The following is a 23307-nucleotide window of genomic DNA, read 5'->3' as shown; positions in this document are numbered from 1 at the left end:
CCCTGCGTCCCACCTTCATGGAACGGCGCTGTGGCGTCGTATGGCAGGCTGGCGGGCACGTCGACTCCGTGGCTTCGCTGGCCGGAAAATTCAGAAAATCCAAATGGTTCAATACTTTTTATAACAGCCAGACCTAAGCCGGATTACTTGCCGGAGGCAACAAACCCGTGAAGTTACCCGGGTCTTGGCAGTTGGAGCGAAGTTGACAACGCGGTTCCCCTGGGTCACGCCATGTGAGCACGGGGGCGGGCAGGACGGCCCGGGGGGGGGAATTGCGGCAATGAAGGCTATCGGTGTGCCGGCAATCGGGCTGAGCGCTCTGCGGCGGTCGGCCCGGTCCAGCGTGTTCGCGATACTGACCGGCTCGATGCTTTTGCTGCCCATTGGCAGCGCGCTCGCTGTGGCAGTCGGCGACACGGTGTACAACCCCGGCACCCAACAGTTCGAAACGGTCTTCCAGATCCCATCGCCGCCCAATGGCTGGGTGGTGACAAAGGTGACCTCCGGCAGCACGACCACCTACAACGCCGTTATCGTCTCGCCACCCGCCGTCAACAGTACCTTTGTTTCCGGCGGAAAGACCTACAAAGTTCTGTCCTACACCACGACGACGGTGAACGGCAGCACCTACTATACCGGCATTGTGGTCGAGAACGAGACCGACTCAGGCAAGCCGCAAACCACGCTGAACACTTATCAGCTCAACGTTCCGACAGCGGGCGGCGGTGCCGGCGCGTCCGGCACCGGCGGCACCGTGACCCAGGGCAACGACGTGCGCTATGTCGACCGGCAGACCGGTTCCAACGGCTCGGGCGGCTCGAATGCCTACGGGATCGAGATCGACTTCGGCATTCTCGGCAGCTTGACCATCGGCGTGAGTGGTTCCGATGGCCAGCCGGGCGGCAACGGCCCGACGATCAACGACACGCTGCCGGTAGGCACCAGCTACAGTTCCAGCCAGGCCGGCAAGCCCGCTGTCGAGATCGTCAGTATCGGTGGCGATGGCGGAAAGGGCGGCGATTCATACGGCAATCAGGACGCGCGCCAGGGCGGTGCGGCCGGCCAGGGCGGCGACATTACGCTCAACTCGGCCGCGACCATCACCACCGACGCGGTCGGCGCTGATGGCATCTTCGTGATGAGCAAGGGCGGCCAGGGCGGCGCCGGCGGCAACGGTTATATCCTCAGCCAGGGTGGCTCTGGCGGCCCGCCGACAAAAGGCGGCACGGTGATCGTCACCAACAGCGGCCAGGTCACCACCAACAAGGACAAATCCGTCGGCATCTTCGCGCAATCGATTGGCGGCGGCGGTGGCTCAGGCGGCGACAGCTTCGGCATCGTCGGCCAGCCCGGCTCGGCCTCCGCCGGCGGCAATGGCGGCACGGTCACCGTCACCAACACCGGCGTCATCGAGACCAAGGGAGCGCGGTCCTACGGCATCTGGGCGCAATCGCTCGGCGGCAGCGGCGGCAATGCCGGCGACTCCGGCGGCCTTGTCGCGCTCGGCAACAAGCTCGGCTCCGGCGGCGGCACCGGCGATACCGTGACCGTCAACAACAATGTCGGTGGCAACATCACCACCTATGGCGTCGGCGCCTTCGGCATCCTGGCGCAGTCGATCGGCGGCGGCGGCGGCGATGCGGGCGGCGCAGGCGGCCTGGTGGCCATCGGCGGCGACGCCGGCTCCGGCGGCGACGGCAAGACCGTCATCGTCAACAACCATGCCAGCGTTACGACATATGGCGGCACGGACTCGAGCGTCACAGATCTCGGCCCAACCACCAGGGATGTCGGCGCCGAGGCGACGGTGGCGCAATCGAAGGGCGGCGGCGGCGGCACCGGCTCCGGCAGCGGCGGCCTGGTTGCCATCGGCGGCGAGGGCAGCGCGGGCGGCGCGGGCGGATCGGTGACCGTGACCAATGACGGCACGCTGACCACCACCGGACCGAAGGCGCGCGGCATCTATGCCCAGTCGATCGGCGGCGGCGGCGGCAATGGCGGCGATTCAGGCGGCCTTGTCGCCATCGGCGGCAAAGGCTCCTCAACCAGCAATGGCGGCACGGTCACCGTCAACAATACCGGCATCATCGCAACGGCCGGCACCGCCATCCAGGCGGAGTCGATCGGCGGCGGCGGCGGCGATGGCGGTTCCAGCGGCGGCCTCTTCTCCATCGGCGGCTCCGGAGGCGGGGGCGGCAACGGCCTGAACGTCATCGTCAATTCCTCAAACCACTTGACGACAACCGGCGACAACTCGGTCGGCATTCTCGCTCAGTCGCTGGGTGGCGGCGGCAATGGCGGCGGCTCCTATACCGTCGGTGATGCCGTGGCGATCGCCATTGGCGGCTCCGGCGACAAGGGCGGCAACGGCGGATCGGTCGAGGTCAACCACGTGAACACGCCGGGCAACCTCAGCGGCCTCATCGCTTCCGACATCTCCACCGGCACGCGCACCACCAACCTTTTGGGCCAAACCGTCGTCACCGGCGCCAAGGCCTATGGCGTCTTCGCGCAGTCGGTTGGCGGCGGCGGTGGCAGGGGCGGCCTTGCGGTCGCGGTTTCGAGCGGCACCTCCGGCGCCGGCGCCAGCTTCGCGCTCGGCGGCAAGGGCGGCCCCGGTGGCGACGGCAAGGACGTGACCGTCAACTACAAGGGCGACATCACCACCCAGGGCGACGGCGCCTATGGCATCTTCGCGCAGTCGGTCGGCGGCGGCGGCGGCGATGGCGGCGGCGCCGTCGCGGTGAGCGGCGGCGGCGCGTTCAACTTCGGCCTCGCCATGGGCGGCGCTGCCGATGTCGGAGGCAGCGGCGACATCGTCACCGTCAACACCACGGGCGGCACGATCGAGACTTTCGGCCTCCAGGCCCACGGCATTCTCGCGCAGTCGGTCGGCGGCGGTGGCGGCAATGGCGGCTTTGCCGGCGGCGGCACGATCGGCGCCATCGCGCTGACGGTCACTCTCGGCGGCAAGGGAGCCGCTGGTGGTATCGCCAAGGCCGTCACCGTCAACAACGGCTCGTCGATCATCACCCATGCGGACGGATCGATCGGCATCAATGCGCAGAGCCTTGGCGGCGGCGGCGGCAATGGCGGCTTTTCCATCGCCGGCGCGCTAGCGGTCGGCGCGATATCGGCGGCCGTCGGCGGCGATGCCGGCGACGGCAGCAGCGGCGGCACCGTCACGGTCAGCAACCAGGGCGACATCAGCACCTCGGGCATCAAGGCCTACGGCATCTTCGCGCAATCGGTCGGCGGCGGCGGCGGCAATGGCGGCGGTGCGATCGCATTCTCGCTCGCTGTTTCGCCCGATCCTGAAGAGATTCCGGCTGTTGCCGTTTCGGTCGCGGTCGGCGGCAGCGGTGGCGATGGCAGCATCGGCGACACGGTGCATGTCACCAATGGCGGAAACATCACCACTCGCGGCACCGAAGCCCACGGCATCTGGGCGCAATCGGTCGGCGGCGGCGGCGGCACCGGCGGCTACGCCGGATCGGGCTCCGGCTCGCTGGGGCCGGGGGCCAACATATCGGTCGCCGTCGGCGGCACGGGCGGCACAGGCGGGAATGGCGGCGCGGTGATCGTCGATGCGGGCAAGGACGATGACGGCGCGATCGTCGCCGACTCCACCATCACCACCTACGGCCTCGGCGCCGACGGCGTCAGGGCCCAGTCGATAGGCGGCGGCGGCGGCGACGGCGGCTTCGCGATCGGCGTCAACCTTGGCATCAACAACAGCAACCTGCCACTTGCGTCGATAGGCGTCACCGTCGGCGGCCAGGGCGCGCTCGGCGGCGACGGTTCGACCGCGACGGTCAACAACTGGGCGGTCATCCGTACCTATGGCGACAACTCGGCCGGCATCTACGCGCAGAGCGCGGGCGGCGGCGGCGGCGACGGCGGCAATGCTAGCTGTGCCGTATTTTGCTGGGACAACGCCACAAGCTCCGGCGCGCAGAACACCAATATTTCGGTCGCGGTCGGCGGCAATGGCGCGCTCGCGGGCGACGGCAAGGACGTCACCGTCAACAACCACGGAAACATCGAAACCGGCCTCATCACCACCGACACGGACATCGCCGGCGATACGGTGACCACCGGCAACAGCGCCTATGGCATCTTCGCGCAATCGATCGGCGGCGGGGGCGGCATCGGCGGCCGCGCCCATTCCCTCAATGTGCTGGTCGGCAAGGGGGAGGCTCCTCCGGACGCGCTGATCAACGTCGCCATGTCGGTCGCGGTCGGCGGCCAGGGCGGCGCGGCGGGCGACGGCGGCCACGTGGTTGTCACCAATGACGGCAGCATCACGACCAACGGTTCGCTTGCCGATGGCATCTATGCGCAGAGCGTGGGCGGCGGCGGCGGCGCCGGCGGCAACGGTATCCTCGGCACGGACGAGCTGATCCCGGTCCCGGCGGCGCTGATCGCCAACCTCGCCTTCGGCAAGACCAAGCTCTACAGCTCGCTCGGCGCGGCCGTCGGCGGCAATGGCGGCGGGTCAGGCATTGGCGGGCTCGTCGAGGTCACCAACACCGGCAACATCACCACGAGGGGCAGCAATTCGAACGGTATCTTCGCGCAGTCGGTGGGCGGCGGCGGCGGCATCGGCGGCAAGGGCAATATCGGAGCCACCGGCACGATCGGCGTCGGCGGCAAGGGCACCAGCGGCGGCGATGGCGGCATCGTCCATGTCACCAACAACGGCAACGGCAGGATCGAGACCTTCGGCGCTGCATCCAATGGCATCTTCGCCCAGGCGGTGGGCGGCGGCGGCGGCGTCGCCGGTAATGTCGATCGCGTGCTGGCGAACGGACTTGGACCGATCCCGTCGCTCAACCTCGGCATCGGCTTTGCCTTCGGCCAGGGCGGCGGCAATGGCGGCTCGGGCAAGGATGTCACCGTCGAGGGCAATGGCGCGATCATCACCCATGGCTCTTCCTCGGCCGGCATCTTCGCCCAGTCGGTGGGCGGCGGCGGCGGCATCCTCGGCACGCTCGGCAACGAACTGATCCCAGGTGTGCACACCGTCACGAACTGGGCCGTCGGCAGCAATGGCGATGCCGGCGATTCCGGCATCGTTCACGTCAACTATGCCGGCACGATCGATACCTATGGCGACGGCTCCATCGGCATCTTCGCCCAGAGCAACGGCGGCAAGAAGGATACGACGCAGAGCTATCTCGGCACTGCCGGCAACATCACCGTCGATCTCGACGGGTCGGTCGTCACCCACGCCGCCGGCACGGACGCCATCGTCGCGCAGAGCAAGGCCGTGGACGGCAATGGCGACATTGCGATCAACCTCAAGAGCAGCACCGGCAAGGTCTCGGGCGGCGCCACCGACGCAAATCATATCGGCGTCGGTGTCTGGATCGTCGACGGCAAGAACAACACGATCAGCAACAAAGGCACGATCACGACCGCGAACGGCACGGAGGGCGGTTGGGCGATCCTATCCGGCGACGCCAAGGAGGCGGTCACCAATTACGGCACCGTCACCGGCTCCTTCGACCTTGGCGCCGGCGCCAACAGCTTCACCAACTCGGCCAACGCCATCTTCAATGCCGGTGCCGACGCCAAGCTCGGCACCGGCAACCTCTTTGCCGACAGCGGCTATTTCTCGCCGGGCGGCGACAACCATGTGATGACGACCAATCTCGTCGGCAATTGGAACCAGGCTTCGACCGGCGCCTACAAGCTCGACGTCGATCTCGATCCGCAGTCCGACCTCATCGACGTCACAGGCACCGCCGATCTGACCGGAGCAATCGATCTCAACATCATGGATGCGGCCGCGGCGAAGCCCGGAAGCCAAACGTTCCACATCCTGCATGCCGATGGCGGCGTCTCCCACACCCGACTGGAACTCAGTTCGGTTCAAAGCGCGGTCGCGCAATACGAGTTGCAATATCAAGGCGCCAACGACGTCTATCTCGGGGTCGACATCAGCTTCGCCCCCACGGGCCTGACCGGGAACCAGATACCGGTCGCGAACGCGGTCAACGCCATTCAGAGCGGCGGCCCGACCTCACCGGATTTCCAGAAGATCGCCCAGGCGCTGTTCTACATTCCGACGGTCAGCCAACTCGGCGCCGTCTACGACTCGCTCTCGGGCGAGGGCGTTTCCGGTGCCGAGCAGCCGCAGTTCGGTGCCTATGAAAGCTTCTTTGCTTCGATGGGCCGCCAGGCCGATTTCTGGCGCACCGGCGTCGGCACCGATCCGACGGATCACACGGTCACGCCGCAGGCCTATGACGAACCGGCGAAACCCAAGAAGGATCCGTTCAAGGCCATGCAGCCCGACCAGCGGCGCTGGAGCTATTGGGCGAGCGCCGGCGGCAATGGCGGCGAAATCAGCGGCGACGCGGCTTTGGGCAGTGCCGGCACCACCTACAGGAGCGGCAACCTCGCCGCCGGCATGGAGACCACGGGTGATCCCGACATGCTGGTGGGCTTCGCGCTCGGTGGCTCCGCGGGTTCATTTGCCGTCGACGACCGCCAGACTTCGGGCAACATCGTCGGTGCCCAGGCCGGCGCCTATGTCGCGCGCAAATGGGACCAGTTCTATATCGACGGCGCGCTTGCCTTCGGCCTCTACAACAACAACATCCACCGCGCCACGGCCGTGCCCGGTTCGGACTCGCCAATCGATCCGGTGGCCGGTTTGACGACCGAGAACTGGCGCAGCAATTTCCTGAGCGCCGGTTTCGGCACCAACATCGAGGCCGGCTGGCGGCAGCAGGTGGGCGAGGGGGCGATCACGCCGTTCGCCGGATTGCAGTTCGCACTGCTGTCGATGGATGGTTTCGATGAGACTTCGCCAGATGGCGGCGCGTTGGGCCTGAGCTTCGATCACCGCGTCATCACCTCGCTGCCGGTCTCGCTCGGCCTGCAACTCGACACCACGATCGGCGTCGGCGACGGCCGGTCGCTGCAGGCCTGGGGCCGCGCGGCCTGGGTGCACGAATTCGAGACGGACCGTTCGGTGAAGCCGAGCTTCCAGGCGGCGCCGGGCACCTCGTTCGTCATCCAGGGCGCCTCGGCAGCCGAGGACGCGGTTGCCGTCAATGCGGGGCTAAAGATGAACTGGGGCTCGAACACTTCCATGTTCGCCGCCTTCGACGGCAAGTTCGGCGACGGTTTGCAGAGCTATGGCGGCGATGTCGGCTTCAAGCTGAACTGGTAGAGGAGAGCGGACGGCCCCTCGAACGGAGGTGGCATTGGCCTATTTTGCGTCGTTTCTTTCGTTGATTCGGAAATTGGGGAAATTATGAAAAGACTGTTACTTGCGCTTGGGTTTGCGATCGTCGCATCGAATGCATTTGCCTCCGGCATGGGCGTTTCATTCGCATGGGGCCCGACGAAGAAATGCTTTGACCCGAAATCGCCACCGATAACGGTGTCGGGCGTGCCTGCGGGAACGACAAAACTGCAGATCAAGATGACGGACAGCAGTTCATCTTACGATCACGGCGGCGGGACTGTTGCTTATAAGGGGCAAACATCGCTGCCCTACGGCGCGTTCCATTACAAAGGGCCATGCCCGGATAGCGGAACCCATTTTTACAACATCACCGTGAAGGCGGTGGATTCGTCAGGAAAAGTTTTGGCCAGCGGTTCCGCCTCCCAGCCATTTTCCTCAAAATAGAGGCCGGCTGTCCCAGCTAGGACGCCGATCCTTGCATGTCGCCAACGGCCACAGACCCTGGCCACGTTATCGGCGATTGGTCGGTGTCTTCAGCCTGAACTGGTAGCGGGGGGAGCGGCGAGGCCGAGGCTTGTTCGATAGAAGTCGAGGCGTTCGCGATCTTCCCGCAGCCATTCCATCGTTTTTCGCATACCGGTCCGCAACGTCGTTTGCGCGCTCCAGCCCAGCTCCGCTGCCGCGCGTCGGGTCTCGGCCTGCCAGACATCCGTGTCCCAGTTCCGATCGGGCATGCTCTGCCAATGCGGTTCAGCTTTGCAGCCGGTCATGCCGCGCACGAGATCGACGATTTTCCTCAGCGTGGTTTGCCGGCCGGTGCCGATGTTGAATATGGCGCCTGGATCCGTCAGCGGACGGGTAGCGGCAATGATCAAGGCGTCGATCACGTCTTCGAGCCAGACGAAATCCCGGGCCGTGTCGGGATTTGCAAGCGGCGGCCATTGCCCCGCCAGGGCATGAAGAAGCAGTGACGGCACGAGGCGCCGCGGCTCTTCCCACGGCCCGTAGACCGAATAGAGGCGAAGCGTCGGAATGCGGACCCCTGATTGTCGGGCGAGATCGCGACAGAAGGCGGTCGCCGCCGCCTTCGAGATCGCATAAGCCCCTTCAGGTTCGGCCGGCGCATCCTCGAAAGGGGCGTGCCGCTTGCGGCCGTATTCCAGGGAACTTCCCGTATGCACGAAGGCTTCGATACCCGCCTCGAGCGAAGCAAGCGCCAACGTGCGGGTTGCCTCCAGGTTGGTGCTGGCAATCCTGGCGGAATCGGTCTGCCAAGAATACGCGCCATGCGCGGCCAGATGGAACACGTAGCGGGGCCGCAGTCGCTGCAGCAGCGTGCCGACCGACGATGCGTCCGTCAGATCGACCAGATGCGTCGAAAGCCTCTTCTGCCCTGCGGGAACACGCCAGGTCGTGAAGGCCGGCCGCAGCAGGAGATCGACCTGCCAATCCATAGATAGCAGCCGTCTGACCAAACCAGCGCCGACAAAGCCGCTGCCGCCGGTCACGACGACGCGCTGCATCTCAGCCGGCCCGCATTCTGGCGAATTCTCCGTAGTCGAAGACGTCGAGATACTGCCAGGTGGCCTCGGCGATCCTTGCATGTTCCTCGGCCGAGAGTTCCGCGGCCGTCGCGCGATTGGCGTCCGGCGTGGCGCGGCGGATCGTTCCCCACGGGTAGACTTCACGCAAGGCCTGACCGTTCCATGTCGGTGTCGAAAGCGCGGGATGATCGCCGATGCCCAACGCGGACAGAACCGGCGCCAGCGCCTTGCGCGCGTCGGACACGACATCTTCCAGCCTGACGATGTGGACCCGGTCCGGATGGCGTGCGCGGGCAAGGAGCGCGTGGTACTGGTTGAGGCACCAGGCTCGCATGTAGTCCGGCAGGCGCATCGGGACGGGGCGCTTCTTCGTGTCGGCATAGGCGGAGAACGGGTTGCGCACGACGTGCAGCATGTGGGCGCCGGGCACAGCGGCGAGGATCGCCTCGGAGTCCACCGTGATGATCGGGCTGTAACCGACATAGATCTTCTCGCGACCGCTGCGGTTGTAGTCTTTCCAGGCATCGAAGGTGGATTTGAAGAATGCCGCGACGTTGTTCGCGGTGCCGCGGCCACTGGCCTGCACATGGTCGATATATCGGTCGCAGCGCCTGTCGTCGCTGAAATCGAAGGCCATTTCGCGAAACTTGCTGACATGCGGGGTGCGGGCGCGCACCTTGCACTCCTCGTCGATGATCGCTCTGTAGTCGTCCAGTGGGCTCGCATCGAGCGCAAATACCGGCCAGCGGTACTTGACCGGGAAAAGCGACGTCAAAGCGTCGTTGACGAGCCGCGTACCGATCTGCGACTCGAACGGATAGACGAACATCTCCGGATGTCCGTCGAGGAACCGGTGCGTGGTGTTTCCGCCATTCTCGTACATGGCGCCGAGCATCAGCAAGCGAAAGCCGTCGGTCATCAATTCTCCCATGCATGATCACTGGAAGCGTCTTGCCACGCGTAGAACAGCGTGCGCTCCGCATCAGGCTGCCTCTCAAGACCGTCAAACGGAAGGCGGTCGATCATCGACGACGGCACCGCCTCGATCGCGAAAATCTGGTTGCCGGCCGGCCAGGACAGGCTCGCCAGAATGCGGCCGGTTTTGACGTCGACCGCGTGCAGCCCGCAGACACATCTATCGGGGTCGAGCCCGGGCGCATAGGCGCGAAATCGCGGGATGATCCTCGAGGTTCCGGCGATCGCGATGTCGCCGAACGTGCATAGGCCCCTGGTCCAGCCCGGCAGGCGCGCGACGATCTCCGAACTGCCGTCCTGTTCGCAATTCACGATGCTGCCGAATCCACTGTTGGCTACCCATAGGGCGCCGCCGACGAAACGAGGCGAGTGCGGTCGGGTCAGTCCTCGCGTCATCGGCGATCGGGTCGCGCCGCTGAAAACCACGCCGCGCCCTTCCGCGGCAAAATCGATCTGGCCCGGCCGCGCGCCGAGGAGGTCGTCCTTGGACGCGGTGAAGTAGCTTTCGCCAAGGCTCGGCCCGGCCGCGATGCCGTTGAGCTGCAAATGGTTCAGCCCGAAATCCGCTCCCGCGGCTCCCTCGATGCATGACGGCCACCATACCCGCCGGCTGTCGCCGCCGGCCTGGAATGCCACGATGGCGTTCTCGCCGACCGCGCTGGCATGAAGCTCGGCGCCGATCATCGCCAGATCGTGCAGATAGGTGCTGCCCGGCAGGAAGCGGGCGCTCGCAGGCATCAGCACACGCCCGGCAACGGAATTCGATTCGACATCCCTGCGCGGCAGAAGCCGGTCCGCAGGCCGCAACGTGTAGAGCACATTCGGATTGCGTGTACTTGCGACGTGGACTTGGCCAGATGCCGCGTCGAAGGCGATGCCCGACGGATGCGGCAGCCGCAAGTAGCTCACCCGGGGGGCTCCCGAAGCCATGGAGAGCGCCATCAAAAGATGTTCATATTCGCGGCTGACCAACAAGGTAACCCCGGCCTCGGCCAGAATTTGCCACCACGGCCCAGTCACCTCCGCATCGAGCAGGATGCTCTCGACTGCTCCCGCGTCCTGCCATTGCGCCACGACGCTGGCCGGGTCGCGCCACGCGTGATGATCGGCCTGGAAACGTGCGTCGGTTTCGTCGCTCAACTTTGCAATCTCATGCGCAGCGCTCCGCGGTAGAGCCGCATGGCCGTCTTCCAACCGGTTGTCGAACGGCCGCCATGCCTGGGACCGGATGCCATATCAAAGGGGGCGATCGAATATCCGTGGCGGCGGCAGACCATGCAGAATTCCAGATCGATCAGGTCGTCGTCACGCTGCAGATCGAGCAGCGCCGCGAAGCGACGGTGAAACAGCTTCGGCGTGCCGTTGATGTCGCGCAGGCGCAGCCCGAACAGCAATCGCGCCTCGAGGTTGTACAACCGGGATCCTAGCGCGCGAAGCAACGCCCGACCTTGCTTTCGCTCGGCTTTGAGGACGCGGTCCGGCCGGCTCATTCCGATATCCAGCGCCCGCCGCAGATCATCCGCGCCGGTGCGCGCCGAATTCGTGTAGCACAGAAATTCTCCACGGGCGGCCGCCAGGCCAGCCCTGACCGCACGACCCCAGCCGGCACGGTCGGCGGATAAGGCGCGCACGTTTGCATGGCGGCTCGCCAACTCTGTGCAAAGCACGGCGCTTTCATCACGCGATCCATTCTCGACGAGGATGATTTCCCATGGCACCGAAAGGTCGCGCAGGGCGGCGCGATATTCTCCAACCATGCCGACGACGTGATCGGCCTGGTTATGGATGGGAAGAATGATCGATACTTTTGGGTCCATGGCAAATCTAGGAAAGCAATGTCCGGGCAGCAGCCGCAATTGCGTCAGCGGTCAAGCCATTCTGTTCCAGCAACCAGGCTGCGCTGCCGCTACGGCCCAGACCGGGTTGACTTGCCGCGACCCGGCGGAAAGGTCTCGCCAACCGGGCTTCCGCCAGAACCTCGGCGACCAAGGAACCCAGCCCTCCTGCCTGCTGATGCGCCTCGATGGTCAGGACGGCCGTGGCATCCGTCAACGCGGTTCGCAAATCAGCCAGCGGCACGGGCGCAAGGCAAGGCACGGACAACACCTTTGCCTGCATGCCGGCGTTTGCCAGGACTTCTGCGGCCTTCATGGTCTCTGCGACCATCGCACCGGTTGAAATGAGGAGCACGTCAGCCCCTTCACGCAAAGTCTGAGCCCGCGCGAGCTCAAATCGACCGCCCGAAATCGCGACCTGCGGACTGTCCTTGCCCAGCCTGAAATAGATCGGTGACGGCGCCGACCACAGGCACTTGAGCGCGGCAGTGGTCTGAGCTCCATCGATCGGAGCAATGACCATCATTCCAGGCAGGGCACGCATCACGGCGATGTCCTCGAGGCTGTGATGCGTCGACCCGCCCGTGCCGTAGTCGAAGCCGCCGCCGACGCCGACGATGCGCACCGGCAGCTCGTGCGCGACCGGACCGTTGCGGATGAATTCGTAAGGCCGCAGCGTCGCGAAGGTCGCTATCGAATAGCAGAACGGAAGAAATCCGGCTTCCGCCAGACCGGTGGCGACGCCGATCATATTCTGTTCGGCGACACCGACATTGACGAACCTGTCCGGATAGGCCTGCGCAAACGGCTCCACGACCGAGAAGCCGAGGTCGGCCGTCAGCAACATTATGCGCCGATCGGAAGCGGCCAGTTCGCAGAGCGTGGCAATGAACTCGCGCCTCACGCCAGCGCCTCGCTCTCCGCAAGGGCTATCGCGTATTGCTCGTCCGACATCGGCAAATAGTGCCAATTCACCTGGCGCTCCATGAAGCTCACGCCACGACCCGAGATGGTCTCCGCCAACACCACAAGCGGCTGCAGCGGACGCGGGGTCAGTGCCTCGCGAACAGCCGCAGGCACATGCCCGTCCACTTCCCGGACTGCCCAGCCGCAGCTAGCCCAGCGCTCATGCAGGCGGTCTTGATTAAGGATCTCGGCGGTCGGGCCCAGCGCCTGCTGTCCATTGAGGTCGACGATGGCGATCAAATTCGCGAGCCGGTGATGCCCGGCGAACATCGCCGCCTCCCATGTCGCGCCTTCATTGCACTCGGCATCGGACAGCAAGACATAGGTGCGGCGATCCTTGCCGAGCAGGCGCGCGGCAAGCGCCGACCCGGCGCCGATCGACAGGCCAAGACCGAGCGAGCCCGTCGAGAAATCGACACCGGGCAGGTGATGTGCGGGGTGCACGCCCAGGCGGGAATCGTCAGCGCAGTAGCTTGCCAGTTCGGCGCGGCTCAGCCACCCACGCAGGAACAGGGCGGCGTAGAGGGCGAGGGCGGCGTGGCCCTTGCTCATGACGAAGCGATCGCGCTCCGGATCGTCCGGCGATCTCGATCGTATCGCTCCACCGTAAAGTGCCGCGAGGAGGTCGACCACGGACAGCGCCGAGCCGATGTGTCCGACATGGGCGCGGTGTGATTCTTCGAGGATCAGCCTGCGGAGGGCCCGCGAGCTCAGAGGTTGTCGGTCAGCGAACAACCGATCGGTCTCCATGACAGCCTGCAGCGTTCATGGTAGTGATGGCCGGCATGCGATACCCTCCCGAATGACACGATATCCTAGCGCGTTATTTGCCGATCTTGAAAGGCGACCTGTTGCTCTTCTTTGCCTAGGAACATTGCTTGTCTGGCTCATGGCGGGCGTGCCGTTCATGAGGCTCGATGTCCCGACCAATCTGTGGGGCGACCGTATCTTCCTGCTGCTTCACGGCAGGCTGTTTCTCGATTGGCCGCATATTTTTCGAACGGACGCGGTCGGTTTTCCCGATGGGCTGGATCTGTTTGGCTTTCCGTTCACGGACTTCACCGAACGCCTGCTGCAATTTGTGACGACGCGCCTGACCGGCGACGTCGTCGTCGGCGCCAATCTCTATCTTATCCTGATCGTCGCGGCGAACTTCGCCGCCGCATTCTGGGCGCTGCTCGCCTTTCAGATTCGCGGCTGGTGGTGCCTCGCCGGCGCGTTCGCCTTTGCCTTCATTCCCTATTTTGGCTCGCGCTCGACCGGGCACGATTATCTGGCCGCCTACTATGCCGCGCCGCTTGCATTCCTGATCCTGCCGCGCATCGTCGGGGCTGTTCGCGATCGGTCGCTGACGCGCATCGTGAAGGACCCGGTCACGCTCGCATGCTGCGTTGTGATCGCTACGTCAGGAATTTACTACAGTTTTTTCGCGCTGCTGACCTGGGCATTCACCGGGCTCGCTTTGGCCGCGCAGGAACGAAACTGGCGCTATCTGCCGGCCCTGGCCCTTCCGGCCTGCCTGACCTTGATCGTGCTGGTGCCGATCCTGTCGTTCTTTGTCGTGGTCGCGCCGCAGAATGCCGGCACCGCCAGGCTGGCATCCGAGCAACCACTATACGGCCTGCGCATCTCGGATGTGATCCTCAGGCTGCAGCAATTCGGCGTCGCGCGGAATGCGCTGCGAAATTATATGGCGATACGCGGCACAGCCGAAGGTGTCGACGTTTGGCCCGGTCCTGTTCTGTCGGCTTTCGCACTGCTCGCCGCGCTGTTTGGGGCCGTGCTGCCGCGCGGCCGCGACCCTGAAGCGCCGCCGGATTATGTAGGGCTGGCGCCGGCAATTATCGCCTATCTCGTCTTCTGCATGATTTATTGCGCCCCCTTTGGCCTGGGGTTGATCTTCAATCTGCTGATCGCGCCGGAAATCCGTGCGCAGAACCGCATTGCGCCGTTTTTTGCTTTCGCAGCCCTGCTGGTATTCTTCGGGTTGTGGCGACATGTGGTGCCCTGGCTGCAATCGCGGCTCGGCCGTTCGATCGGCGGCGTGACAGCCACGGTCGGTCTCGTTGCGCTCGTGCTTGTCAACAGCGCCGGCAGCCAGACGCTGTTTGCGCGGCAACAGCGCGCCTTGCAGCGCCAGCCGGCGTTTGGCGCCGAGATGACAAGCATCCGCTCGACCTTGGCCGCAGCGGATTCCGCTGGGCTGCAGCGGATCCTCCAGCTACCGGTGGCGCCCTGGCCCGAGGCGCCCGCGATCCGCGGCTTCAAGCCTTACGATCATTTCTTGCCCTTCATCTTCAGTCCTGCGGGCAGCGCCCGGCACTGGAGTTACGGCGCGTTGGAGGGAACCGACGGCCTGTCGCGCCTGCAAGCTCTGGTGGGAATGGCCAACTGGCCCTGCGTCCTTGCTCAGTTGTCACCGGGCTACAATTTCGATGCGGTGCTGATCGATCGTCGCGGCTACGATGCCGGCGAACTCGCGGCATGGGACAGTCAACTGACCGCATCCGGCGCGCGATTGGTCAACGACGACCCGGTCCGTCGCCTGTATCGCCTGCCGGCCTCGCAATGTTCGCAACCCCTGCTGCCATTCGATCGCTGGCTCAGCGCCGCCGCCAGCGGTGAAGCGCTTCTGGATCGCGGATGGTATCCGCCGGAACCCTGGGGGCGATGGGGCAGGGGCACGACGCAGCGCATACTCCTGCCCAATCGCGAGCTCGGTCAACGCGGCCTCATCCTGGATCTGAGGATAATGCAGATTGCCGACAAGAACGGTCGAATTCCGCGCGTCGAAGTGCGCGTCAATCAAACCCTCATAGGCACGATAAGCGCGGCGCGACCGATGCAGCCGGAAGAGCAGCGCATCGTCATCCCAACGACGCTTCTGTCGCAGGCGGGCTTCACCACGGTCGAGCTGATCCCCGAGGGCGGCCCCATACCCGCTTCGAACGTGACGCCTGGAGACAATAGGTTGCTGGGGGTCGGTTTGGTGGCGGTGCGCGTGCAAGAGGCTGTCAAATAGCCTGCGCCTCATCGGACCCGACGTTTTTATCTGGAGCGGGCGTGAGCGACCGGGAATTGACGCAGCGGCTTCCTGATCGCCGGTTTCGGTACCAAACATCGAGGCCGGCTTGCGGCAGCAGGCCGACGAGGGGGCATTCACGCCATTCGCCTTCCTGTCGATGGATGCTCCTGCTAACACTGTGCGGAATCTGTAGCAACCCTAACGCGGTCGACCATCTCAGTAGAGGCGGATTCAAGAAGATGATTGTTGTGATAATCAGATAAATATTTTTTTATGAAATTCATATCAGACCGTTTGATTGTCATCTTCCTCTTTCCTGCGCACTTGGCAAGGAAGTCTTCTTCCAGTCCAGCGTCGATAATTGTCTTTACCGTCGCGAATATGGTTTCGGCTGATATTGATCTCGATGTGGCCGTCATCAACTTCGGGCTGATTGGTTTCCTTGCCATTTCCGGACCTCCTCCAATCGATGGTCAGCTATTCCCTGAATGATCTGAGATCATCTCTGTTTCTCAAATAATCGAGCTCTTCTTGGACACGTTGTTCCGCGAAAGTAACCGCTCTCTTGTCGGTTCCCGGCGCGAGCACGAAAACAATCGTAACTTTGTGAATGTCCTGCCTGTTCGCCTCGAGATTTCCTTTGACATCAGCAAGCTCGAAACTCTTTGCCCTCGTAGGAAGGGTCAGCGTCGGGCTGACTTTACCGTTCACGACGGTGGTAAATTTCAGCGAGATATTATACGATGATATGTTGCTCCCTCCCGCCGTGTCTGCGAGATTTCCAGACTGATTTAGATCGAGGAATTTCTTTACATATCTAATCAGATTTAGGTTCCCGGTAATAGGGTAAGCGTAATTGACCGGTCTGGCACCGCCACTGCCGCAATAATCTTTATTACTTACTCCAGTCGCCAGGCGCCAAAAACTGTCGACGGTTCTGAACGACTCTAAAGAATTTCGTTCGCGATTGTCGGCTCCATGGATGCCCAAGCCCAATGTGCCGCGCGAGAAGGTGTGCAGCAGATCGACGTCGACGTCGGCATTGTTGTTCTCGGTGATGTCAAAAGAGAAATCATAGCCGACGATGGTGTCTTTGTACCGGTTGAGATCTTGCTTGGCAAAGCCTGTCAATCCAGCCAGACTCTTGGCGTCAAAAGCTAGAAAGTCCTCGTCGCTGTTCAATCTGGCGGCAACATCCGGGTTGATGCGGGCTATTTCCTCTTTGGCCTTTTGTCGAACGGCGTCACGCATTTCGCAACGCACGCGCTTTACGATCTCGTATGAATCAACGCCGGAGAAATCTTTTACATCTGGTGGGACCGCGCATCCACCTAACAGCAAAGCAGTCAAGCAAAACCCTGCCGCACCTACAGTGTAGCGCATCTGGAAATCCCCCGATCCAGGTTGTTTAAATTTTAATATTGTTTTCGAAAAGTCAATGGGATGGCCCGATAACATTTTTGGCAGTTACGCGGCGAGGGCTTGGGGAAGGGGATGGCTTGCTGATGTTATCCGATTGCAACCGTTCGCCTGGGGAGCATTGTTGCGAGATTGCTAGGTCAGATTCCCATCGTGACTTTCATAAAATCAACGAGTCAGTGTTGGGCGGTCAGAAACCACATCCTAAACGTTCACAAATCCAGTTGCGGCCTGTCGGGGTGTTTGGCGGAGGGAGTGGGATTCGAACCCACGGTGAACTTGCGCCCACGCCGGTTTTCAAGACCGGTGCCTTAAACCGCTCGGCCATCCCTCCGTTATGGTTTTTCAACCACTTAGGATGTTCGCGACCGGTCGCTTTGAGCGGTTGGTACCGAATTGGCACCGACAGCGTTCCCGACCGGTTCGCGCTTCATTCCTGTAGTGCGGCTATCAGGGCCGCGTCAACCGCTGCGGTCGCAGCTTCCTGCTGGCCTGGCAGAAGGTGTGCATAAATGTTCATCGTGACTGACGGGTTGGCGTGGCCGACGTTAGCCGAGGCGACATGCACCGTAACGCCGCTCCGCAGCAATTGCGTGATATGGGTATGCCGTAGGCGGTGGCGCCGGCAAAGCTTACGAATCCGTAAGTCGCCCATCCATGCGAACCAATTTAGATCCGTGTTGAGCAGTGTCTCCTGCTCAACGGGACAGCACTCCCGTTGCACCGAATGGTCCGCTGTCATCTGTGTCTCAGTGGCAGCGGATCTGTGGTCATTTCATTTTTGGCGATAGATGCCTTGCAGACCGCAGAGGGTTCGCTGAGGTGCCATTCAAGTCATCACGGCTCTGGAGCGAAGCTTGATGGAGGCGCGAGGCGCGTTTTGGCCTGCTTCTCCTGCGAACAAATATTCGTGACTTCTAATTGGCGGCGTTGACAACCGGCAGATTTCGGAAGCAAGCCATTGTTACTTGGGGATCTATTTTTTGGGCAAAAGAGGGGCCACTCATGAAACAGCTTATTGTTGCAACCGCTCTGGTCCTTGCCGCCGGCGCCGCCCACGCAGCCGACGTCATGCAGGAGGCGCCGGTTGCCGCGTCCTTTGACTGGTCTGGCGCATATATCGGCGTGAACGCCGGCGGTGGTTTCGGCAAATTCAAGGATTCGATCAGTTTCGGCCCCCGACTTGATATGACTGCAAGCGGCTTTCTGGGCGGCATTCAGGCCGGTTACAATTGGCAGTCGGGTCAGATGATCTATGGCGTGGAAACCGACTTCCAAGGCTCTGCCGTCGATGCGTCGGTGTCCGACTTTTTCGGTTTTACTCCAAAGACCAAGGTTGATTGGTTCGGAACGCTGCGTGCCCGCATAGGTTACACGCCCATTGACCGCTTCATGATCTATGGCACTGGCGGTCTTGCCTACGGTCAGGTCAAGACCGAATTTCCCTTCTTCGGTCCCTTCATGAGCTCGTCCAGCAAGACCAGGGCCGGCTGGACCGTTGGAGCGGGCGCCGAATATGCCATCAATACAAACTGGACCATCAAGTCGGAGTATCTTTACACCGACCTCGGCAATTCGACGGCCTTCTCTTCAGGACCTATCACGCTCAAGAGCGACGTGGCGTTCCACACCGTTCGCGTCGGCCTGAACTACAAGTTCTGACCGACTGCCTTCGGCGAAATCCCCATATGGCGACAGCCTGCGCCATAATCTCGCCCTGTTGCCGCCATAATCGGTTAACATCGTGATAAGCAATTCCTGTGCACAAAGGGATTGGGGATCAAGGTGTTGCTGGCATTGGCGGACCTCTGGCTCCGTCGAGTGGCAGCACGGTAGGGGACAATCGAAAACATGCAGACTTCGGCGCGCCCGCGTCTCCGTCGCGCTTCTGCTTTCGCCCTGTGCGCCCTCTCGGGCCTGCTTCTGGCGGCTTGCGCCTCGCAGCCCGAGCCGAAGAGCATGGTCTACAAGAAGCCTCGCTCCAAGGAATACTTTGCCGAAACCGAATATGGCGTGAAGGCGAGCCCGCGCGTCCAGTTCATGCGCCGCGGCGGTGGCCGCGACCAGCTCGGCAAGCCCTACCAGGTACGCGGCAAGTGGTACTATCCGAAGGAAGACAGGAAGGGCTTCACCAAGGTCGGGCTGGCATCTTGGTATGGCGACGCCTTCCATGGCCGGCTTACCGCCAATGGCGAAGTCTATGACACGATGCAACTCACGGCGGCGCATCCGACCATGCCGCTGCCGAGCTATGCCCGCGTCACCAACCTCGAAACCGGCAGCTCAATCATCGTGCGCGTCAACGACCGCGGCCCATACCATGAGGGTCGCATCATCGACGTCTCGCAGCGCGCCGCGCAGATGCTCGACTATGGCACGGCCGGCACGGCTAAGGTGAAGGTCGAATATGTCGGCCGCGCGCCGCTCGACGGCAATGACGATCAGTATCTGGTGGCCTCGTACCACCCCGGCAACAACCGGCCGGATCCGTCGGACGGCCTGCCGACCGGCGTGATGGTGGCCATGAACGGCCCGTCGCCCAGCCTCTCGGCAGGGGCGCCGCCGGCCGCGGTGCCGTTCCCGGGCCAATTGACCAATTCAGGGCAGGCCTTTGCCGCGCAGCCGGGCCTGTCGGAGCAGCCGACGGTGCAGCCGGCGGCATACTCGGTCGGAGGCGCCGCCGATGTCGCGCTGCCCGATTTCGGCCCGATCGTGCCTGAACGGCCGGACCTCACGCTTCCGGCGAACTCGCCGTTCGCGATGGCTTCGCTGTCCTATGCGGATGAGCGTGTGAAGCGCGCCGATGTCTTTGCCGCGCTCGATGCCGGCGGCATGTCGCCGGCCGATGTCCTGCAGTCGTGGCGGAAATCGAACCGCCAGGAACAGGCGCCCGGATCCGACTATGTCGCCGCCGGCTCCTTCGACGAGGCCACCGAGGCAAAGCGCGTGGCCGCGGCGCTCAAGCCGTTCGGCCGCACCGAGATCCAGCGCACGGAGCTCGACGGCAATGACTGGTATGCGGTCAATGTCTATCCGGACGGCCATGGCAGCATCGATGACGTGCTTAAGGCTGCCTGGTCGCATGGCGCGCCGGACGCGCTGGTTGTGCGTAACTGATCAAATTCGCGCTGCCCGTTGTTGGTCCGGCGGAAAAAACCCTGATAGCTTGGCCGTGGGGTAGTCTTTGCGCAATTCCGGGGCGGAAAACCGCTCGGTACCTTCCGGTATTGCTCAGATCGGGTCGATATTCATGCAGTTGCGCCTTTTTCCGCCTTTCGCCAGCCTTCTGGGGATGGTGTTGGCGTTGCTTTGCGCCATTCCGGCGAGTGCGCAGCTTTTCGAGACCAAGGCCACGCAGGCGTTCATGATCGATGCCGACACCGGCACGGTGCTCTTCGCCAAGGATCCCGACAAGCCGATCCCGCCGGCCTCGATGGCCAAGCTGATGACGATGGAGATGGTCTTCAACGCCATCAAGGCGAAGCGCATCACGCTCGACGACACGTTCGTGGTCAGCGAAAACGCCTGGCGCACCGGCGGCGCGCCGTCCGGCACCTCGACCATGTTCGCCAAGCTCAAATCCGAGGTGCGGGTCGAGGACCTGATCCAGGGCGTCACCGTGCAGGCCGCCAATGACGGCTGCATCGTGCTTGCCGAGGGGATGGCGGGATCGGAAGCCAATTTCGCCGCGCAGATGACGGATCGCGCCCGCCAGCTCGGCCTTTCGAAATCGACGTTCGTCAACTCGACCGGCCTGCCGGCCGATGGCCAGCAGACGACGGTGCGCGAGCTGACGGTGCTGGCGCTGCATCTGTGGCGCGACTATCCCGAGTTCTTCCACTATTACGGCCAGCCGGATTTCACCTGGAACAAGATCGCGCAGCGAAACCGCAATCCGCTGATTGCCATGGGCATCGAGGCCGACGGCTTCGTGGCCGGCGCCAGCGAGCAGGCGGGATTTGGCCTGGTCGGAACCGTCAGTCACAACGGCATCCGCGTGATTGCCGCGCTCACCGGGCTGGCGAACGACCGCGAACGTTCGGAGGAGGCGCGCAAGCTGCTCGACTGGGGCTCGCGGTCCTTCCAGAAGACCGAGATTTTCGCCAAGGACGAGGTGGTCGGCGAGGCGCAGGTGTTCGGCGGCGCCAAATCCGGCCTGGCCTTGAAAGCGAAAGGTCCCGTGGACATCTTCTTGCCGATCGCCAACCGCGACAAGCTGACTGCCAGGATCGTCTATCAGGGTCCGGTGTCGGCACCGATCGAAGAGGGGCAACCGGTCGGGGAACTGCGCGTTTGGATAGGCGACACGCTGAGCCAGCAAACGCCGCTCTACGCCGCCGAATCGGTGAAAGTGGGCACGCTGCCGCAGCGTGCGTTCGACGCGGCCAAGGAACTCGCTGTCGGCTGGCTGCGACAGAAACATTTGTGATCGGGCAAGTTCGTGGACCTTTTGTCGGACGGGAGCTATGACAGCGGCCAGCACGGGCAAAGGCAGTCTCGATTGGCGAGCGGATTTTTCATCACCTTCGAGGGCGGCGAAGGAGCAGGCAAGTCGACGCAGATCGAGCGGCTGGCGCGGCGCATGCGCGCCAAGAAGTACGAGGTTCTGGTCAGCCGCGAACCGGGCGGCTCGCCCGGTGCCGAGGCGGTGAGGCACGTGCTTCTGTCCGGTGCGGCCGAGCCGTTCGGCCCGAAGATGGAGGCGATCCTGTTCGCCGCCGCGCGCTCCGACCATGTCGAGCAGGTCATCCGGCCGGCGGTCGAGCGCGGCTCGATCGTTTTGTGCGACCGCTTCATCGATTCCTCGCGCGTCTACCAGGGCGTCACCGGCGGCATCGATGCCGATTTCATGAAGGCGCTGGAAGCGGTGGCCATCAACGGCATGATGCCGGACATGACGTTGATCTTCGACATCGATCCCGTTGAAGGTCTGAAGCGGGCGACCGCGCGGCGTGGCGCCGGTGACGCCGCCGATCGCTTCGAGAAAGAGACTTTGGCCATCCACCGGCGTCGGCGAGAGGCTTTCCTGGCCATCGCCAAGGCGGAGCCGGAGCGCTGCATCGTCGTCGATGCGTCCGCCGATCCGGATACGGTGGAAAATGTCGTCACCGCCGCCGTCTTCGCGGCGCTGGAAGCGCGGATGCCGGCGCAAAGGATTGAGACGGCGCCAGCATGATCTTCGAACGCATCGCCCCGGAACAGCACGACACGCTGGACGGCGTGCCCGAGCCGGCGGAAACGCCGCGGCTGGTCGGCCACGCGACGGCGGCGGCGATGCTTACGGGTGCCTACCGCGCCGGCAAGCTGCCGCATGCGCTGATTTTTGCCGGGCCGCACGGGATCGGCAAGGCGACGCTCGCCTTCCATCTGGCGCAGCATCTTTTGAAGCACCCGGATTTCAAGGCGGCGCCCGACACGCTCGCCGTTCCCGATCCGGCGTCCTCGTTGTTTCGCCAGATCGCCACCGGCGCGCATCCTTCGGTGCTGCACCTCACGCGTCCGGCCAACGACAAGACCAAGAGTTTCAAGACGGTGCTGACCGTCGACGAGATCCGCAGGGTCAGCCGCTTCCTGTCGATGACCTCGCATGACGGCAGCTATCGCGTCGTCATCGTCGATCCCGCCGACGACATGAACATCAACGCCGCCAATGCCTTGCTCAAGAATCTCGAAGAGCCGCCGGCGCGCACTCTGTTCATTCTGATCGTGCATGCCCCGGGCAGCCTGCTGCCGACGATCCGCTCGCGCTGCCAGATGGTGCGGCTGGCGCCTTTGGCCGCCGACGAGCTGATGGCGGTGCTGGAAAATGTCGAGCCGCCGCCGCCGGACGATCCGGCCGCGCGCGCGGCACTTGCCGAGCGGGCAGGGGGCAGCGCCCGCAACGCCATCCTGCTCACCCAATATGGCGGGCTGGAGATCGCCGGCGCGCTGGACACGCTGGTGGCGGCCCGGAAGCCGGACATTGGCGGCGCCCACCGCCTTGCCGAGGCCGTGGCGGGACGCGACCAGGCGATCCAGTTCGACATCTTCAACCGCCGCGCGCTCGACCTGCTTTCGGCCGCGGCCAGCGAAGCGGCGCTGGCCGGCGACCTCGCCAGGGCCAAAACCCTGTCGGAGGCTTGGCACGAGGCGCTGAACACGATATCTGAGGCCGAAACCTACAATCTCGACAAGAAGCAGCACGCCTTGACCATGATCGACCGCCTGAATTCTGCAATGCGAATGTGACGGTTCCTCTGGCGCATGCCGTCGCCCGTATAACCGGGGCCACTTTGGCGGCATGCAACGGGATGGCAATCGCCGTCCCGATGCGATATCCACCGCCACAACTCACATTCA

At 63.6% G+C, this 23307-nt stretch carries 16 protein-coding genes and 1 tRNA gene; 8 read left to right on the top strand and 9 right to left on the bottom strand.

The genetic code is table 11. From position 1 onward, the window contains the following. The first annotated feature begins 280 nt into the window (after positions 1-280). The gene (locus KVT37_RS06480) at positions 281-7186 is read left to right on the top strand and encodes a hypothetical protein (RefSeq protein WP_217570755.1); all 6906 of its coding nucleotides are present in this window, start codon (positions 281-283) and stop codon (positions 7184-7186) included. 84 nt (positions 7187-7270) lie between these two features. Then, a complete protein-coding gene (locus KVT37_RS06475; RefSeq protein ID WP_217570753.1) occupies positions 7271-7648 on the top strand; it encodes a phospholipid-binding protein in 378 nt (125 codons plus the stop codon). 89 nt (positions 7649-7737) lie between these two features. Here KVT37_RS06475 and KVT37_RS06470 read toward each other — a convergent pair whose 3' ends face one another. From KVT37_RS06470 to KVT37_RS06445, 6 genes are read right to left on the bottom strand one after another with little or no spacing between them, the layout of a single operon-like run. Further along, positions 7738-8727, bottom strand: a complete 990-nt coding sequence (locus tag KVT37_RS06470; RefSeq protein WP_217570751.1) for an NAD(P)-dependent oxidoreductase — start codon at positions 8725-8727, stop codon at positions 7738-7740. Between the two features lies 1 nt (position 8728). Further along, complete coding sequence (locus KVT37_RS06465; protein WP_217570749.1) at positions 8729-9667, bottom strand: sulfotransferase; 939 nt, start codon at positions 9665-9667, stop codon at positions 8729-8731. After that, the gene (locus KVT37_RS06460) at positions 9667-10863 is read right to left on the bottom strand and encodes a DUF4915 domain-containing protein (protein WP_217570747.1); all 1197 of its coding nucleotides are present in this window, start codon (positions 10861-10863) and stop codon (positions 9667-9669) included. The genes KVT37_RS06465 and KVT37_RS06460 overlap by 1 nt, the downstream gene beginning before the upstream one ends. Continuing rightward, positions 10860-11540, bottom strand: coding sequence for a glycosyltransferase (locus KVT37_RS06455; RefSeq protein ID WP_217570744.1), 681 nt, complete (start codon positions 11538-11540; stop codon positions 10860-10862). The genes KVT37_RS06460 and KVT37_RS06455 overlap by 4 nt, the downstream gene beginning before the upstream one ends. A 7-nt stretch (positions 11541-11547) precedes the next feature. After that, on the bottom strand, positions 11548-12462 hold the full coding sequence (locus KVT37_RS06450; RefSeq protein WP_217570743.1) for a transketolase family protein: 915 nt from the start codon (positions 12460-12462) through the stop codon (positions 11548-11550). Beyond that, positions 12459-13274: a transketolase gene (locus tag KVT37_RS06445; protein WP_217570741.1), complete on the bottom strand. Its 816-nt coding sequence runs from the start codon at positions 13272-13274 to the stop codon at positions 12459-12461. The genes KVT37_RS06450 and KVT37_RS06445 overlap by 4 nt, the downstream gene beginning before the upstream one ends. Before the next feature lie 157 nt (positions 13275-13431). On the opposite strand from KVT37_RS06445, the gene KVT37_RS06440 reads away from it, so the two are divergent. Continuing rightward, positions 13432-15546, top strand: coding sequence for a hypothetical protein (locus KVT37_RS06440; protein WP_217570739.1), 2115 nt, complete (start codon positions 13432-13434; stop codon positions 15544-15546). Positions 15547-16026: 480 nt separating this feature from the next. Here KVT37_RS06440 and KVT37_RS06435 read toward each other — a convergent pair whose 3' ends face one another. The 3 genes from KVT37_RS06435 to KVT37_RS33980 all read right to left on the bottom strand — a co-directional run bounded on the left by KVT37_RS06435 (position 16027) and on the right by KVT37_RS33980 (position 17623). After that, on the bottom strand, positions 16027-16932 hold the full coding sequence (locus KVT37_RS06435) for a hypothetical protein (protein WP_217570737.1): 906 nt from the start codon (positions 16930-16932) through the stop codon (positions 16027-16029). Between the two features lie 280 nt (positions 16933-17212). After that, positions 17213-17302, bottom strand: a tRNA-Ser gene (locus KVT37_RS06430). A gap of 96 nt (positions 17303-17398) precedes the next feature. Then, complete coding sequence (locus KVT37_RS33980; protein ID WP_368860634.1) at positions 17399-17623, bottom strand: tyrosine-type recombinase/integrase; 225 nt, start codon at positions 17621-17623, stop codon at positions 17399-17401. 350 nt (positions 17624-17973) lie between these two features. Here KVT37_RS33980 and KVT37_RS06420 point away from each other — a divergent pair, with 350 nt between their 5' ends. The 5 genes from KVT37_RS06420 (at position 17974) to KVT37_RS06400 (ending at position 23196) form a co-directional block, all read left to right on the top strand. Continuing rightward, on the top strand, positions 17974-18630 hold the full coding sequence (locus KVT37_RS06420; RefSeq protein WP_217570733.1) for an outer membrane protein: 657 nt from the start codon (positions 17974-17976) through the stop codon (positions 18628-18630). 189 nt (positions 18631-18819) lie between these two features. Continuing rightward, positions 18820-20085, top strand: coding sequence for a septal ring lytic transglycosylase RlpA family protein (locus KVT37_RS06415; protein ID WP_217570731.1), 1266 nt, complete (start codon positions 18820-18822; stop codon positions 20083-20085). Between the two features lie 133 nt (positions 20086-20218). Next, complete coding sequence (locus KVT37_RS06410; RefSeq protein WP_217570729.1) at positions 20219-21397, top strand: D-alanyl-D-alanine carboxypeptidase family protein; 1179 nt, start codon at positions 20219-20221, stop codon at positions 21395-21397. Positions 21398-21469: 72 nt separating this feature from the next. Beyond that, positions 21470-22144 (top strand): dTMP kinase, encoded by a 675-nt coding sequence (gene tmk, locus KVT37_RS06405; protein ID WP_217570727.1) that lies wholly within the window; start codon positions 21470-21472, stop codon positions 22142-22144. Beyond that, positions 22141-23196, top strand: coding sequence for a DNA polymerase III subunit delta' (locus tag KVT37_RS06400; protein ID WP_217570725.1), 1056 nt, complete (start codon positions 22141-22143; stop codon positions 23194-23196). The genes tmk and KVT37_RS06400 overlap by 4 nt, the downstream gene beginning before the upstream one ends. Positions 23197-23307: the final 111 nt, after the last annotated feature.

Source organism: Mesorhizobium sp. GbtcB19, from assembly GCF_019091085.1.
GTDB lineage: Bacteria > Pseudomonadota > Alphaproteobacteria > Rhizobiales > Rhizobiaceae > Mesorhizobium.
The sequence above is the reverse complement of the archived record's forward strand: the minus strand, read 5'-3'. Positions and strand labels throughout refer to the sequence as shown.